General features: G+C 56.4%; 14 protein-coding genes and 1 riboswitch. Of the genes, 13 read left to right on the forward strand and 1 reads right to left on the reverse strand.

The window, feature by feature from the left end; genetic code table 11:
- The first annotated feature begins 83 nt into the window (after positions 1 to 83).
- From ACFO4L_RS09120 to ACFO4L_RS09160, 9 genes are all read left to right on the forward strand, one after another.
- Entirely contained in the window at positions 84 to 1028 is a 945-nt protein-coding gene (locus ACFO4L_RS09120; protein ID WP_377909360.1) for a DNA-directed RNA polymerase subunit alpha, read from the forward strand.
- Positions 1029 to 1082: 54 nt separating this feature from the next.
- A complete protein-coding gene (rplQ, locus tag ACFO4L_RS09125; protein WP_168004320.1) occupies positions 1083 to 1445 on the forward strand; it encodes a 50S ribosomal protein L17 in 363 nt (120 codons plus the stop codon).
- A gap of 557 nt (positions 1446 to 2002) precedes the next feature.
- Positions 2003 to 2824: an energy-coupling factor transporter ATPase gene (locus tag ACFO4L_RS09130; protein WP_377909361.1), complete on the forward strand. Its 822-nt coding sequence runs from the start codon at positions 2003 to 2005 to the stop codon at positions 2822 to 2824.
- On the forward strand, positions 2809 to 3684 hold the full coding sequence (locus ACFO4L_RS09135) for an energy-coupling factor transporter ATPase (RefSeq protein WP_377909362.1): 876 nt from the start codon (positions 2809 to 2811) through the stop codon (positions 3682 to 3684). The genes ACFO4L_RS09130 and ACFO4L_RS09135 overlap by 16 nt, the downstream gene beginning before the upstream one ends.
- Positions 3677 to 4474, forward strand: a complete 798-nt coding sequence (locus tag ACFO4L_RS09140) for an energy-coupling factor transporter transmembrane component T family protein (protein ID WP_377909363.1) — start codon at positions 3677 to 3679, stop codon at positions 4472 to 4474. Before ACFO4L_RS09135 ends, ACFO4L_RS09140 begins: the two co-directional genes overlap by 8 nt.
- Before the next feature lie 15 nt (positions 4475 to 4489).
- Positions 4490 to 5275, forward strand: coding sequence for a tRNA pseudouridine(38-40) synthase TruA (gene truA / locus ACFO4L_RS09145; protein ID WP_377909364.1), 786 nt, complete (start codon positions 4490 to 4492; stop codon positions 5273 to 5275).
- A gap of 167 nt (positions 5276 to 5442) precedes the next feature.
- A complete protein-coding gene (rplM, locus tag ACFO4L_RS09150; RefSeq protein ID WP_168004325.1) occupies positions 5443 to 5880 on the forward strand; it encodes a 50S ribosomal protein L13 in 438 nt (145 codons plus the stop codon).
- 20 nt (positions 5881 to 5900) lie between these two features.
- Entirely contained in the window at positions 5901 to 6293 is a 393-nt protein-coding gene (rpsI, locus tag ACFO4L_RS09155; protein WP_377909365.1) for a 30S ribosomal protein S9, read from the forward strand.
- Between the two features lie 315 nt (positions 6294 to 6608).
- Positions 6609 to 6890 carry a hypothetical protein gene (locus tag ACFO4L_RS09160; RefSeq protein WP_377909366.1) on the forward strand — a complete coding sequence of 94 codons (282 nt, stop codon included), beginning with the start codon at positions 6609 to 6611 and terminating at the stop codon, positions 6888 to 6890.
- Positions 6891 to 6980: 90 nt separating this feature from the next.
- Here the strand turns inward: ACFO4L_RS09160 and ACFO4L_RS09165 are convergent, their stop codons facing one another.
- Complete coding sequence (locus ACFO4L_RS09165) at positions 6981 to 8333, reverse strand: APC family permease (RefSeq protein ID WP_377909367.1); 1353 nt, start codon at positions 8331 to 8333, stop codon at positions 6981 to 6983.
- A gap of 405 nt (positions 8334 to 8738) precedes the next feature.
- Positions 8739 to 8843: riboswitch (guanidine-I (ykkC/yxkD leader) on the forward strand.
- A gap of 53 nt (positions 8844 to 8896) precedes the next feature.
- Here ACFO4L_RS09165 and ACFO4L_RS09170 point away from each other — a divergent pair.
- Genes ACFO4L_RS09170 through ACFO4L_RS09185 form a run of 4 tightly spaced genes read left to right on the forward strand, consistent with a single transcriptional unit; the run spans position 8897 to position 15612 of the window.
- Positions 8897 to 9616 (forward strand): urea amidolyase associated protein UAAP1, encoded by a 720-nt coding sequence (locus ACFO4L_RS09170; RefSeq protein WP_377909368.1) that lies wholly within the window; start codon positions 8897 to 8899, stop codon positions 9614 to 9616.
- On the forward strand, positions 9613 to 10248 hold the full coding sequence (locus ACFO4L_RS09175; RefSeq protein WP_377909369.1) for an urea amidolyase associated protein UAAP2: 636 nt from the start codon (positions 9613 to 9615) through the stop codon (positions 10246 to 10248). The genes ACFO4L_RS09170 and ACFO4L_RS09175 overlap by 4 nt, the downstream gene beginning before the upstream one ends.
- 25 nt (positions 10249 to 10273) lie before the next feature.
- Positions 10274 to 13885: an urea carboxylase gene (uca, locus tag ACFO4L_RS09180; protein ID WP_377909370.1), complete on the forward strand. Its 3612-nt coding sequence runs from the start codon at positions 10274 to 10276 to the stop codon at positions 13883 to 13885.
- Positions 13882 to 15612: an allophanate hydrolase gene (locus tag ACFO4L_RS09185; RefSeq protein ID WP_377909371.1), complete on the forward strand. Its 1731-nt coding sequence runs from the start codon at positions 13882 to 13884 to the stop codon at positions 15610 to 15612. The genes uca and ACFO4L_RS09185 overlap by 4 nt, the downstream gene beginning before the upstream one ends.
- The last annotated feature ends 128 nt before the right edge of the window (positions 15613 to 15740 follow it).

Below are 15740 nucleotides of genomic sequence, written 5' to 3' on the forward strand. Positions count from 1 at the left end.
CAGTTCAAGGTGTGCCCAGTGAGGGATTCCGGTTGTGGTCACTCACAACCGGGGTTTCGACGTTTTGAAGGAGGGTTTGTTGAATGATCGAGATAGAAAAGCCGAAGATTGAAACAGTCGAATTAAGCGACGATCAAACGTACGGAAAATTCGTCGTAGAACCTCTGGAACGTGGATACGGAACAACGCTTGGGAACTCTCTGCGCCGCATCATGCTCTCCTCACTGCCGGGAGCAGCGGTTACGTCCGTTTCCTTTAACGGCGTACTGCACGAGTTTTCAACTATTGAAGGTGTCGTGGAGGATGTAACCACGATCATCCTGAATCTGAAAAAGCTCGCGCTTAAAATCTACTCCGATGAGGAGAAGACGATTGAGATCGAAGCAAATGGAGAGGGAGTTGTCACTGCTGCGGACTTCACGCACGACAGCGACGTTGAAATCCTGAATCCGGAACTTCACATCGCAACGCTCTCCAAAGGCGCGCAGTTCCAAATGAAAGTATCAGCGTCACGCGGCCGCGGGTATGTTCTCGCTGAGGACAACAATACCGGCGACCTGCCGATCGGTGTCATTCCGATCGACTCCATCTTCACGCCGGTCGTGCGTGCGAACTACCAGGTGGAAAACACGCGTGTCGGTCAGGTAACAAACTATGACAAGCTGACGCTCGACGTTTGGACAGATGGAAGTATCCGTCCGGAAGAAGCCGTATCGCTCGGAGCAAAGATCCTGACAGAACATCTGAACATCTTCGTCGGCCTCACCGATCAGGCGCAAAACGCTGAGATCATGGTCGAAAAAGAGGAAGATCAGAAGGAAAAGGTACTCGAGATGACGATCGAGGAACTCGACCTATCTGTGCGATCATACAACTGCCTGAAGCGTGCCGGTATTAATACAGTTCAGGAACTGACGCAGAAGTCCGAAGAGGACATGATGAAAGTGCGCAACCTCGGACGCAAATCCCTTGAGGAAGTCCAGGAAAAGCTGCACGAACTCAGCCTCGGCCTGCGTAAAGAAGACTGACGACTTTGCATCCGGCTTTGGCCGGATGGATTCAGCGAAGGAGGGAAATGACTCATGGCATACAGAAAGCTCGGTCGTGACAGCAGCGCGCGTAAAGCCCTGCTCCGCGATCTCACTACAGATCTGATTATCAATGAGCGCATTGAAACGACAGAAGCGAAAGCAAAGGAAATTCGTTCCACAGTCGAGAAGATGATCACGCTCGGTAAGCGTGGAGACCTGCATGCACGCCGTCAGGCTGCTGCATTCGTCCGCAAAGAAACAGCGAACGAAGAAACTGGTCAGGACGCAGTCCAGAAGCTTTTCGATGACATCGCAAAGCGCTACGACGAACGCCAGGGTGGCTACACTCGCGTGATGAAGCTTGGACCACGCCGCGGAGACGGTGCGGAAATGGCAATCATCGAGCTCGTATAAGGAAGCGAAAGGGGCGCACAGCCAATGCTGGAAACAGTCATTGCGCGACGCCCTTTTTTTGTTGATAATGGACGACCGCAGGGGGCTCCTCGTTTCCGCTTCCGCACAACAGCCGTCTATCTGCGTATAAACGGCGGATCTTTACGCACAACGAGGGTTCCGGTACGCATAAAGCAGCGATCTCTGCGCACAGCGGCGGAACCTGCTGCGAATAGGGGCTGTGAGTTACGACTAGCCTCTCAGCAGGAAGGTTCCGGCCAGTGCCGGAACCCGTAAACATCTATATATCAGCCAGAAGCGTTCCGTTGGTGCAGAGCGCGGCGGCAGTTTGGTAATAAACAGGCGTCCGCCTATGCACAAACGGCGGGTCCGTGCGCGTAACGGGGCCTCTGGTGCGCATAAAGCAGTGTACTTTACGCACAACAGGGGTTCGGTACGCATAAAGCAGTGATCACTGCGCACAGCGGCGGAATCTGCTGCGAATAGGGGCTGTGAGTTACGACTAGCCTCTCAGCAGAGATCCATCATTCATCTATACGTGAAAGGAGCGGGCAGACATGAGCCGGGTAATCGTAGAAAACGTCTCGTTTTCCTATGATGGGGAGACAGATGTCGTAAAAAACGTGTCGTTTACCGCTGCAGCCGGTGAATGGCTGGCGGTAACCGGCCACAACGGTTCCGGCAAGTCGACGCTCGCCCGCTGTCTGAACGGCCTGCTGCTTCCGCGGGAGGGCACGGTGACGACGTGCGGCTTTCTGACGACCGACCCGGAGACGATCATGACACTCCGCCGCCGGGCCGGGATGGTGTTTCAGCAGCCGGATAACCAGCTGGTCGCCCCGACGGTCGCAGACGATATCGCCTTCGGACTTGAGAATGCGGGCATTCCGTATGACGAGATGAAGGAGCGTGTCGCAGCGGCAGTGGAGAGGCTCGGATTAAGCGGGCTCGAGGACCGCGAGCCGCACCGCCTTTCCGGGGGTCAGAAGCAGCGTGTGGCCCTTGCCGGCATTACGGCGCTGAAGCCGGATGTGATCATTCTGGACGAGGCGTCGTCGATGCTGGACCCGGCCGGACGAAGTGACGTACGTGACGTTGTCCGCAGGCTTTGCCGCGAGGACGGAATCACGGTCATTATGATCACGCATGACCTCGAGGAAGCTGCTGAAGCGGACCGCATGCTCGTCATGCGCGAAGGGCAGTTGACAGCCGATGCATCGCCGGCTGAGCTGTTCAAAAAGCCTGATCTCTTAAAAGAGGCGGGCCTGGTGCTTCCGCTTGCGGTGCTGATGGCAGAGCGGTTGCGGCTGGAAGGGATTGACCCCGGGTCCCCTACGTCAGAAGAAGAGCTGGTGAGGGTGCTGTGCAATTACGTGTAGAGAACGTTTCGTATGCCTATATGCCGGGAGGCCCGTTTGAAGCGAAGGCACTTCAGGGCACGTCGGTCTCGTTTGCCTCCGGTGCCTTTCACGCCTGTGTCGGCCATACCGGGTCGGGCAAGTCGACGCTGCTGCAGCTGTTAAACGGCCTGCTCCGTCCGCAGGAGGGAACAGTCTACGTCGGCGACTGGACGATCACCCCGGAAACGAAGCAGAAGCACATCGCAGGTCTTCGCCGCAAAGCAGGCGTCGTGTTTCAGTTTCCCGAGGCCCAGCTGTTTGATGAAACAGTGATCGACGACGTCATGTACGGTCCGAAAAACCTCGGTTTCACGGATGACGAGGCCCGCCGTCTCGCGGAAGAGGCACTTGCACGCACCGGCATCAGCGCCGAGCTGTTCACCCGTTCGCCGTTCGATTTGAGCGGGGGACAGATGCGCCGGGCTGCGATTGCAGGCGTGCTCGCAATGGAGCCGGAGCTGCTGTTACTCGATGAGCCGACGGCAGGACTCGATCCGGCCGGCCGTGAAAGCATGATGGAGCTGTTCCGCTCCTGGCAAGAGGAAAAGCCGGAGCGGACCGTCGTTATGATTTCCCATGACATGAATGCCGTCGCCCGCTATGCGGACACGGTGACGGTCATGGAGAGCGGAAAAGCGATCGCGCAGAAAGCGCCGCATGAGCTGTTTACGGATGCGGAGCTTTTAGAGCGCCACCAGCTGGAAATGCCGGACACCGTCAGGCTTCTTTACCGGCTGAGAGAGGCTTCCGGAGCTAAAGTGGACATCAGTGCCTTTGATGAAACAGAAACATTCTCGCGCATTCTGACGCTTCTGAAAGGGGGCGTACGGGATGCTTGAGCACGTCATCATCGGCCAGTACGTGCCGGGGAAATCGTTCGTTCATTCGCTTGATCCCCGGGCAAAGCTGATTGCCGTCATCATTTTTATGATCTTTCTGTTCGTCTCACGCGACCCGCTCGTGCTCGGGACGGCAGCGGCGCTCACGGTCGCCGCCTTTTTATCCGCCGGGATCCCGTTCCGCTTTTTCTGGAAAGGAATCCGCGTGATTCTGCTTATCGTCGTCTTTACGTTCCTCCTGCATCTGTTTATGACGCGGGATGGAACAGTGCTCGTCAGTCTCGGCTGGCTCACGATTTACAGCGGCGGCGTTATAGAGGGCAGCCTGATTGCGACGCGCCTGTTTTTATTAATCGTGCTCGCGACGATGCTGACTCTCACGACGACCCCGGTTGATCTGACCGACGGGATGGAGCGGCTCATGCATCCGCTCAACCGTTTCCGCGTGCCGGTGCATGAGCTTGCGCTGACGATGTCGATCGCGCTCCGCTTTATTCCGACGCTTTTAACGGAAACGGAAAAGATTTTAAAGGCACAGACCGCCCGGGGCGCCACGTTCTCCAGCGGCTCGATCTGGAAGCGGCTCAACGCGTTTATCCCCGTGCTCGTGCCGCTGTTTGTCCAGTCGTTTCAGCGGGCCGAAGAGCTGGCAGAAGCGATGGAGGCGAGAGGCTACGCGGGCGGTGAAGGACGCACGAAGTTCCGGCAGCTCGCCTGGCGGAACCGCGATACGGTCGTGCTGCTCGTGTTTGCAGCTTTTGGCGTGTGGAGCGTGCTGTCTGTTGTATAAGAAGGAGCGTTGTTCATGAAACGTATGGTGATGCAGATCAGCTATGACGGGAGCGGCTTTCGCGGCTACCAGAAGCAGCCGGACGCGCGCTCGGTCCAGGGAGAGATCGAGCGGGCGCTCGCTAAATTGCATAAAGCGGCCAGCTGGCCGTCCACGTCCTCGGGGCGAACGGACACCGGCGTGCATGCACTAAGCCAGCCGGTTCACTTCGATACGCCGCTCGCTATTCCGGAGGAGCGTTGGCCGATGGCACTGAACAGCCTGCTGCCGGATGACATCCACGTGAGACATGCTGAGACGGCTCCTGAAGGGTTTCACGCCCGCTACGGGGCTGTGGCGAAGGAGTACCGCTACCGGCTCACGACAGCCCGGGAGCGGGACGTCTTCCGCAGGCACTACGTGTACCAGCTGCGGCACGAGCCGGATGCAGAGCGCATGCGGAAAGCGGCTGCCTATCTGCTCGGCACGCACAACTTTGCGAGCCTTTCCTCGCCCCGCACGGACGTCGAGGACAAAGTAAGAACGATGTACGCGATCGACGTGATCCGGGAAGGCGAGGAGTGGGTGCTGCGCTTTATCGGGAGCGGCTTTTTGTACCAGATGGTGCGCGTCATGACCGGCACGCTGTTAGACATCGGGTACGGCAGCCGCGAGCCGGAGTCCCTTCCGGAGCTGCTTGAGGCAGAGGACCGCACGCTTGCTGCGAAAACAGCCCCCGGCCACGGCCTTTATTTAGCCGGCGTCGACTACACGGAAGAGGCGCTGCAGACACGTCTCGCAGCAAAAATCCGTCCCCAGTAAAAAAAGATGGAAAAACAACTCGGCCGTGTGTTTTTTCGTATTGACAGGACGGATCATCTATTATATGATGGTTAACGGTATTCTTATGCCCACTTGCCCCGGGTACGGAATCGATTAGATCGTAAGTTGTTTTTTGGAATGAGTCACATTTAGGAGGGAAATTAATCATGCGTACAACATATATGGCGAAGCCAACTGAAGTAGAACGCAAATGGCTGGTTGTTGACGCAGAAGGCCAGACGCTCGGTCGTCTGTCTTCTGAGGTTGCAAGCCTGCTCCGCGGGAAGCACAAGCCAACATTCACCCCGCACATCGATACTGGTGACAATGTCATCATCATCAATGCTGACAAGATCCACCTGACAGGTAACAAGCTGCAGGACAAGTACTACTACCGTCACAGCCGTTACCCAGGTTCCCTGAAGGCGACTTCTGCAGGCGACATGCGTGCGAACAAGCCGGAGCGTCTGCTTGAGCTTTCCATTAAAGGAATGCTTCCAAAAGGCCCGCTCGGCCGTCAGACAGGAAAGAAACTGCACGTGTATGCTGGAAGCGAGCACCCACACGCAGCACAACAACCAGAAGCGTACGAGCTACGCGGATAATTTAAAGGGAGGGAATTTTCTTGGCACAAGTTCAATACAATGGAACAGGTCGTCGTAAAAACTCCGTTGCCCGCGTGCGTCTCGTACCAGGTGATGGTACGATCATGATCAACAAGCGCAGCATCGATGACTACTTCGACCTCGAAACACTCAAAGTAATCGTAAAGCAGCCACTGGCTGAAACACAAACAGAAGGCACGTACGACATTCACGTGACTGTTAACGGCGGTGGCTACACAGGCCAGGCCGGTGCAATCCGTCACGGTGTTGCACGCGCACTGCTTCAAGCAGATCCGGAATTCCGTCCGGCTCTGAAGAAAGCTGGCTACCTGACTCGTGATGCACGAATGAAAGAGCGTAAGAAATACGGTCTTAAAGCAGCACGTCGTGCACCTCAGTTCTCGAAGCGATAATTTCAAACAACAGCGGCTGGGCGCCTGTGGACGGCGCCCAACTCGTAAGAACCCTCTGCTACCAACCCGGCAGAGGGTTTTTTATTATGTTCAGCTTCAGCCTTAACGTGCCTATCGAACCGCACATTTTTATGATGATGCCTTAATCAAAACGAAATCCTTGAAGGAATACTAGCTTCAGGCCAGAAGAAGTAAGGGACAGGAAGAGGCTGACAACAAAAATGGAGAGGTGTTTCTGCAAATGGGTTTTGTGCGATTCATAGCAGGTTTAAGCTTACTGATGGTGCTGGTGCTTGTTCTTCTGATCAAGGGAACTTGGTCTATCAGGAGCTGCGGGCAGACAGTGAAGGGGAGTACGCCGTCTTTGCGATCGGGGAACCGGATGTAGTTGATTTTGTTGAAGCTGAAGTGTATGAAGAAGAGACAGCGATTCGCGTGTTTCGAGCCAATCGTGATCCAGATCCGGATAACCTTGATTACCCAGGGCTCGATTACGAGGAGCTGCCGGCATTTTTCTTGTTCGATCATGAGGAAGTTATCTTGGAGTCCCATGATCCGGATGATTTTGACGAACAAGTGCAGTCCTATCTGGAATAAAGAACGTTTCCGAAATTCAAAGAAACTTGCAAAAAACACCCCCTTCCTGCTTTCCTGCAGGAAGGGGGTGTTATCGTTGTATAACATTTTCTACTCGGGCTGTGCTATTCGGCTGATCTGCGGGAGCGGCTTGGAGAAGACGTTGGTCATGTAGAGCAGATAGCCGACGCCGACTGCGGTCCAGATGAGGCCGACCAGAACGGCCGATGGCTCGATCATCATGATAAGCAGCAGCATAAACGCTGCTCCGCCAAGCGGTACATAGAGATTAGCGAGCTGATATACGAAGCTGTTGTTGTACGATGTTTTCTCCTTCACATACAGGTTGATTACGGAAATATTAACGAATAAAAACGTCGTCAGAGCGCCGAAGTTGACGAACAGCATGGCGGTATCGAGCGGGATAAACAGAGCGCCAAAAGATAATACGGAAATAATAAGAATGTTGTTTACCGGAGTTTTCCGCTTCGGGTGCAGCTTAGCAAAAATCTGCTTTGGCAGAATTTCATCCCGGCCCATGACAAACAGCAGGCGGGAGGCGGCTGTGACAGAGGCGAGTCCCTGGGCAAAAATTGCTGCGATCAGCACGGTGATGAATACGGCGGAGAGTGCTGAGCCACCAACGACCATCATCAGCTCCATCGCTGCCGAATCCGGATTCGCAAACGTGAAGGCCGGATAGGCGAGATGACCGAAGTAGGAAATGCCGACGTGCGTCGTACCGACGATACCGATCATGATGAAAATCGCACGTGGGATCGTCTTTTTGGAATCGATCGTTTCTTCCGATAAGGTCGTCATGGTATCAAAGCCGAGGAACGAGAACACGACAACCGACGCGCCGGCAACAGCCATCGGAATCGTCAGCTCCGGACTCAGAAACGGGGCTGCGGAAAGCAGCGTGCCGGAACCGGTGCCCTGCGTCAGCTGTACGATGAGAATTCCCATGAATGCGACTAGAAAGACAAGCTGCGAGAGAACGATGACGCGGCTCACATTCGCCGAGGAGCGGATGCCCATGATCGCAATGAAGGCGAGTGCACCGACGAGCAGTGCCACCCAGGCGATCGTCGGAACGGCCGGGAACTGAGCGCCGAGAAAGATACCGAACGTGATGGCTGCGATGATCGGGGCAAACAAGTAATTCAGCAGCAGCACCCAGCCGACGAGAAAGCCGACGTTCGGGTGAATCGCCTTCTTCGCGAAGGTGTAGGCCGATCCGGAAATCGGTATTTTCTTTGCCATCACCGCATAGCTTGCTCCGGTTAAGAGCACTGCGAGCACGGCAAGCGTGTAGGCCGGCGTTAGATAGCCGCTCGATCCCTCCACTGCCACTCCGTATACGGAAAAATAGATCATCGGTGTATTCCAGGCCATCCCCAGAAATACCACCTGCCATAATGTTAACGTTCGCTTCAAACCGGGTTCATTCGTCGATGTCACGTTTGTCTCCTCCTCAAAATGGTAAAATCAGAATTTTCTGTTTCGAGCTACGTTGCCCATTGTTAGGGAGGGAAGCGACAAAAAACAACAAGTTCGTCACGAAACCTGACAACGTTTTTCGATTTCCAGCGCGTAAAAAAACACGCTGAACCTGCGTCAGAAGCGCGCTCGCAGCATGATCAAACAAAATGGGCTTTATTTGTAAAAATATAGGTGGTGGTGCACGGTTGCTCTGAGAAACGGTTGGTGAGGAAAAAAAGAAGGTCAGAATAGTCAGAAACCTTGTCGCATTTTCTGACAAGGTTGTAGATACGCCCGGAGCAGCACGGTACACTACGACTCATAGCCAATCGCATACTGGTCTTTTCTCACTCACACTACACCGATTGACAACGGGGAGAGATCAAAACAGCTTTCTAGGGTTCCGCCGCTGACGCATCAGCGGGGCAGGTCCGAGAGAAAGCGTGCAGACATTTGCTGCATACACGGAGGGATAAAAGCCCGGGAGGTCACATTGCTGATCTTTCGGGCTTTTTTATTTTTATCTAAAGGAGAGACGCTCGATGTATGAACATACGCTGAGTCCAGGAGCCAAATGGTCTGAGAAGATCGCAGCCGGAAAACAGGTGACGCTCCGAGCAGAGGGGGACGGCGCCAATGTGAGTGCGCTGCTCTACGCGGCAGCTCATCCGCTTGCGGAGCGCTATAATATGCCGGATACGTTAAAGGCCCAGCACACGTCACATCTGACAGCGGAACACCAGCTCATGAGCGACAACGGCCGCACGATGGCGGTGCTGACGCATGATACCGTCGGCTGGCACGATCCGATCGGCGGCTACTCGACAAGAGAGGGTGTGAACAAGCGCTACGGCACGACATCCTATCAGGATCACTTAAACGACTGGCTTCGCTGCGGCGAGGAAAACCTGCAGGTCGAGCTGTTCCGTCACGGTCTGACAGCACGGGATCTGGTTCCAAACATCAACTTCTTTTCCAAAGTGCAGGTGCAGGAAGACGGGAGGATGCAATTCGTTTCCGACCACAGTGGTAAAGGCGACGAGGTGACGTTTGTTACGGAAATGGATGTGATTGTCATCCTTTCCAACACGCCGCACCCGTTCGATCCGGCAGAAAGCTATCCATCTCAGCCGGTGACGCTGACCGTCGCCGATGCACCGGATTCAGAAAAGCCGGAGCCGCTCGGAGAAAACAAGCGTGCACGGGAAAACACCGCAGCCTATCACGAGCTGCAGCGAAAAAACAAGGAGGTACTCGCATGACGACTCACACGATTCGACGAGAAGCCGATGCCGTTTATCAGTATGATCTCCCAGCTGGAGAAGGCTGGATGCACGACCTGAAACCGGGTCAGTATTTTCGCATCGTGGATGTGGAAGGCAACCAGGCAGCGGACACGCTCTTTTATCCGACGAATCATCCTGACGACCGCTACAGTGCGATTCAGACGATTGCCGCCCAGGAAAACGTGTATTTATCGACGGGAAGCGTGCTGAAGTCCGAAGCCGGCCGCAGCCTGCTGGAAATCGTCGATGACACGGTCGGGCGCCACGACACGCTCGGCGGTGCCTGCTCGGCGCAGAGCAACACCGTCCGCTACGATCATGACCGGCTCGACATGCACAACTGCCGCGATACGTTTATGTATCAGCTCAGCAAGCGCGGCGATTACACGAAGCGGGACCTGGCACCGAATATTAACTTCTTTATGAACGTGCCGGTCAGTCCGGAAGGCGGCCTCGCTTTTGCGGACGGCTTAAGCGGACCGGGGAAATACGTGGAGATGAAAGCATTGGAAGAGGTCACCGTTCTCATCAGCAACTGCCCGCAGCTGAACAACCCATGCAGCGGCTATAATCCAACCGCGCTCAGACTGCTCGTCTGGGACGCCTAAACCATCATTCGGAAGGAGCTCGACTATGTTTCAGAAAGTACTCATTGCCAACCGCGGTGCGATTGCGTGCCGAATTGAAAGAACGCTGAAAAACATGCAGATCGAATCCGTCGCCGTTTATGCCCAGGCAGATGAAGACAGCCTGCACGTAAGCGGCGCAGACGAGGCCGTTTTCCTAGGCAAAGGCACGGCGCAGGAGACGTATCTCGATCAGGATAGGATCATCCGCGCGGCGAAGGATACCGGAGCTGAAGCGATTCATCCGGGGTACGGCTTTCTCAGTGAACATGCGGGCTTCGCCGAACGGTGCCGACAGGAAGGGATTATCTTTATCGGTCCCGAGCCGGAGCACATGAACCTCTTCGGCAAAAAGCATTCGGCGCGGGAGCTCGCTGCTAAAGCGGACGTCCCGCTGTTGGAAGGAACCGATCTGCTTCAAAGTAAAGAGGAGGCGGTGCGGCTTGCGAAAGAGGTCGGCTATCCACTCATGCTGAAAAGCACCGCCGGCGGAGGCGGCATCGGCATGCGTGTCTGCTACAGCGAGCAGGAGCTTTTGGACGCGTACGACAGCGTCCTGCACCTGGCGGAAAGCAATTTTTCTGACGGGGGCATGTTTTTAGAAGCCTACATTGAAAAGGCCCGCCACATTGAAGTGCAGATCTTCGGAACGAAAACGGAGACGGTGTCACTTTTGGAGCGGGACTGCTCGACGCAGCGCCGCAACCAGAAGGTGATCGAGGAAACGCCGGCGCCGGGACTGTCAGAAGACGTGCGCGCCCGGATGCTGGAGAGCGCAGAAACGCTTGCCCGCACAGCCGGCTACCGTTCTGCAGGGACAGTCGAATTTTTATATGACGACAGCCGCGGGCAGTTTTACTTTTTGGAGATGAACACGCGGCTGCAGGTGGAGCACGGCGTCACGGAAGAGATTTTCGGTGTCGATCTCGTACAGTGGATGATCGAAGAAGCGGCCGGCACGCTGGCGGACCTGAAAAGCCGCCGCCCGGAGCCGTCCGGTCACAGCATTCAGGCGCGCGTGTACGCTGAGGACTGCCAGTACGATTTTCGCCCGAGTGCGGGGCTTGTGGACCGCGTTGTCTTTTCCAAGCGCGCGCGTAATGAGACGTGGCTCACGGACGGCGTGGAGGTGACGACGCTGTATGATCCGATGCTCGCGAAGGTCATCGTGACCGGCAGCAGCCGCGAAGAAGCGCTGGAAAAGCTGGACGAGGCGTTAGCCGAAACAAACATTTACGGAATTACGACAAACATTGCCTACATCCGCCACGTGCTGCACGATGAACGGTTTGCGTCCGGCAGCGTCTTTACAAAGCTGCTCGATACGGTAGAGCACGAGGAGCCGGCACTTGAAGTCATCGATGGCGGCGTGCAGACGACGATTCAGGATTACCCGGGCCGTACCGGCTACTGGGGAGTCGGCGTACCTCCGTCCGGTGCCATGGATCCGCTCGCTTTCCGAATCGGCAATGCGCTCCTCGGCAATACCGATGAGTCACCGGGCATGGAAATGACGCTTGAAGGCGGCACGTACCGCTTCCGTACCGGTGTCACTGCTGTCGTGACCGGGGCTGATATGCAGGCGGAGCTGGACGGGGAAAATGTAGCACCGTATACACCGTTTACCGCTAAAGCCGGCAGCGTGTTAAAACTGAAAAAAAGCGCATCCGGCATGCGCACCTATCTGCTTGTGGCAGGTGGCTTTGACGTACCGAAAACGCTCGGAAGCGCTTCGACCTTTACACTCGGGCAGTTCGGTGGTCACAGCGGCCGGGCGCTCCGTACCGGTGACGTCATCGGACTCGCAGCTCCTTCTATCGAAAAGAAGGCGCCGCTCGCCGAGACAGCACAGCCGCAGACGACAAAGACGTGGAGGATCGGCGTGATTCCGGGGCCGCACTGCACAGAGGAATTTTTGGAACCGGCTTATTTGAAGCAGCTGGAGGAAACAGACTACGAAGTACACTTTAACAGCTCGCGCACCGGCGTCCGTCTGATGGGACCCGCTCCGCTCTGGGCACGGGATGACGGCGGCGAAGCCGGCCTGCATCCATCGAATATCCACGACAACGCCTACGCCGTCGGCACGCTGGATTTAACCGGTGACATGCCGATTCTGCTCGGTCCGGACGGGCCAAGCCTCGGCGGGTTCGTCTGCCCGGTGACGACCGCATCGGCAGAGTTCTGGAAGCTCGGCCAGCTGGCACCTGGAGACAAGGTCCGCTTTCAGCTCATGACACTTGAAGAAGCAGAGCAGCTCCGTCTCGATCAGGAAGCCTTTCTTCAGGCGCTTCCGGAGCAGGTATCCATGCCAACGTTGGAACCATCGACGGAAACTCTCCCACCGGACTATCCGCTGCTGGTACAGGAAACCGACGGACGTCGTTTTCCGATGACGATCCGGGCCAGCGGCGACCGCTACCTGCTCGTCGAATACGGCGACATGGAGCTGGATTTAAAGCTCCGCTTTCAGGCGCATGCCCTCATGCAGGCCGTTGAAAACGAAGCCTCGTCCGCTGTCGTGGAGCTCACCCCGGGCATTCGTTCGCTGCAGATCGGGATCGATCCGCTTCAGGCGTCCGTAAAGGAAACAGCCGCCTGGCTGCAGGAGCTGGATCATTCGCTCCCGCCGCTTGAAGACATTCAGATTCAATCACGGATCGTTCGCCTGCCGCTCTCGTGGGACGACCCACAGACGCAGCTTGCGACCGAACGCTACGCGAAAAACGTACGTCCGGATGCCCCGTGGTGCCCGGATAACCTGGAATTTATCCGCCGCATAAACGGACTGGATTCCATTGACGACGTGAAAAAGATCGTCTTTGACGCGAAGTATCTCGTCATGGGACTTGGAGACGTCTACCTCGGTGCACCGGTAGCCGTGCCGGTCGATCCGCGTCAGCGGCTTGTTACGACAAAGTACAACCCGGCTCGGACGTGGACGCCGGAAAACGCCGTCGGTATCGGGGGATCGTACCTCTGCATTTACGGCATGGAAGGACCCGGCGGCTATCAGTTTGTCGGGCGCACCGTGCAGATGTGGAACCGCTACCGACAGACGGACAGCTTCCGCGACGGCAAACCATGGCTGCTTCGCTTTTTTGATCAGATTGAATTTTATCCGGTCAGCTCCGACGACCTGATGCAGATGCGCGAGGATTTTCCACGAGGCCGCATGGACGTGGAGATTGAAGCGACGAGCTTCGCCTTAAAAGACTACCTCGCCTTCGTCGATGCACACGAAGAAGGCATTGCTTCCTTTAAGCAGCACCGAAACGAAGCGTTTCAGGCAGAGCGGATGAGCTGGAAGAAGCAGGGCATTGCCGAGTACGTTTCCGAACAGCCGGAGACAGAGGAAAAGCCGGAGAACACGATTCCGGACGGCGCAGAGGCCGTGCGCAGCTCGATGCCGGGCAGCATCTGGAAGGTGGAAGTCGCTGCCGGTGACGTTGTGGCAGAAGGTGACGTGATTGCCATTCAGGAAAGCATGAAGATGGAATTTCCGGTGTACGCGCCAGCCGCAGGAACGATCGTCCAGCTGGAAGTAAAGCCTGGGGATGAGGTGCAGCCGGGACAGTTAATCGGAGCGGTGGCAAAAGAGGAGGTGCCTGTATCATGACAGCCTATACGATTGCAGCATTACGTGCACAGTATATAGAAGGAACTCGCACACCGGAGGACGTGATCGACGAGCTTGTGCAGGCAGCGGCGGACGACACGGGGAACGTCTGGATTCATCCTCCAAAGAAGGAGGCGCTGCAGCCGTATCTTGACGCACTTCACGAACTGAACCAGGAAGAGGTGCCGCTCTGGGGCATCCCGTTTGCGGTAAAAGATAACATTGATGTAGCAGGCATGCCGACGACAGCGGGGGCGCCGGCCTACGCGTATACTCCGACCGAGCACGCACCGGTTGTCGCCGATCTGATCCGGGCCGGAGCGATTCCCGTCGGCAAAACGAACCTGGATCAATTTGCGACCGGTCTCGTCGGCACGCGCAGTCCGTACGGGGAAACGCATAACGCCCTGAAGCCAGAACTGATCAGCGGCGGATCGAGCTCCGGGTCGGCCGCAGCTGTGGCGAACGGACAGGTGCCGTTTGCACTCGGCACCGATACCGCAGGCTCCGGCCGCATTCCGGCTGCGCTTAACGGACTGTACGGCTGGAAAGCGTCACTTGGCGCCTGGTCGACAAGAGGCGTTGTGCCGGCGTGTGAAAGCCTCGACTGTGTGACGGCCTTTGCCCGCTCGATGGAGGATGTGACGCGGATTGATCGCGTCGTGCGCCGCTTCGATCCGGAACACGCCTGGAGCCGGCAGCTTGACGAGCCAGCTGTCAACAAGCCGAAGCGGATTTTTGTGCCGAAAGAAGCGCCGAGCTTTTTCGGACCGTATGCAGACGCCTACCGAAAGGCGTGGGAGCGTGCGCTGAAGCAGGCGGAAACGCTTGGGATACCGGTCGAAACGCTCGATACGTCCGGTATGGAAGCCGTCGCAGAAGAGCTGTACAGCGGTCCGTTTGTTGCAGAACGATGGGCGGCGCTCGGTGCTTTTACCGAGCAGCATCCGGGAGCGGTGCATGAGGTAACAGAAGCTGTTCTCCGCACCGGTGAAGACGGAAAGCACAGCGCTGCTTCCCTGTTTCAGGCACAGCACCGGACGGAAAAGGAGAAGGCGAAAACGAAGCAGGCGCTCAGCAAGTCCGTGCTCATGCTGCCGACTTCCGGCGGAACGTGGAGCCGGGACGAGGTGCGTCAAAATCCGATCAGCACCAATTCGCAGATGGGTGCGTACACGAACCACTGCAATCTGCTCGACTTAAGCGCTATTGCGCTCCCGGCGGGGGAAGCGGCTGCAGATGTGCCGTTCGGTATCACCTTTTTTGCGACAGCGGAAGAGGAGGGGCTGCTGTTTGCAGTCGGTCAAGAGTGGGAAAACGCGAAAACCGACACGATGGATCTCATCGTCTGCGGTTTGCATATGCGAGGCTACCCGCTCGCCTCCCAGCTGGAGGAGCTCGGCGGCACGTTCGTCGAAGAAGTGACGACCGCACCGGCCTATCAGCTGTATAAGCTGCCGACAGAGCCCGCAAAGCCTGGTCTCATCCGCAGTGAACAAAACGGCGCGGCCATTGAAGCCGAGCGCTGGCGTCTGCCCGTAGATCGGTTCGGAGAGCTGCTCGCTCACATTCCGGCACCGCTCGGCATCGGCAGCATCACCTTAAGCGATGAGACGACAGCTCCCGGCTTTCTCTGCGAAGCCTATGCCGCAGAGCAGGCCGAAGACGTCACCACGCTTGGCTCGTGGCACCGGGTCACACAGAAAGGATATGTATCAACGAAATAGAGATAAACCAGCTGTTACATGCAGCTGGTTTTTTGTGCAGGTTCCCCATACATAGAAAAATAGCAAAGTCTGCCTCGTTCCTCATCGTCATTCAGCCTTCGGTATGCACTGATTGACGAAGGAAATGT

This window comes from Bacillus daqingensis (assembly GCF_042654445.1).
Lineage (GTDB): Bacteria > Bacillota > Bacilli > Bacillales > Salisediminibacteriaceae > Alkalicoccus > Alkalicoccus luteus.

Bases quoted from the DNA above. Each gene is read 5' to 3' on its own strand.
- ACFO4L_RS09130 (WP_377909361.1), top strand. From the start codon at position 2,003: ATGAGCCGGGTAATCGTAGAAAACGTCTCGTTTTCCTATGATGGGGAG.
- ACFO4L_RS09140 (WP_377909363.1), top strand. From the start codon at position 3,677: ATGCTTGAGCACGTCATCATCGGCCAGTACGTGCCGGGGAAATCGTTC.
- ACFO4L_RS09120 (WP_377909360.1), top strand. From the start codon at position 84: ATGATCGAGATAGAAAAGCCGAAGATTGAAACAGTCGAATTAAGCGAC.
- truA (WP_377909364.1), top strand. From the start codon at position 4,490: ATGAAACGTATGGTGATGCAGATCAGCTATGACGGGAGCGGCTTTCGC.
- ACFO4L_RS09185 (WP_377909371.1), top strand. From the start codon at position 13,882: ATGACAGCCTATACGATTGCAGCATTACGTGCACAGTATATAGAAGGA.
- uca (WP_377909370.1), top strand. From the start codon at position 10,274: ATGTTTCAGAAAGTACTCATTGCCAACCGCGGTGCGATTGCGTGCCGA.
- rplQ (WP_168004320.1), top strand. From the start codon at position 1,083: ATGGCATACAGAAAGCTCGGTCGTGACAGCAGCGCGCGTAAAGCCCTG.
- rplM (WP_168004325.1), top strand. From the start codon at position 5,443: ATGCGTACAACATATATGGCGAAGCCAACTGAAGTAGAACGCAAATGG.
- ACFO4L_RS09170 (WP_377909368.1), top strand. From the start codon at position 8,897: ATGTATGAACATACGCTGAGTCCAGGAGCCAAATGGTCTGAGAAGATC.
- ACFO4L_RS09175 (WP_377909369.1), top strand. From the start codon at position 9,613: ATGACGACTCACACGATTCGACGAGAAGCCGATGCCGTTTATCAGTAT.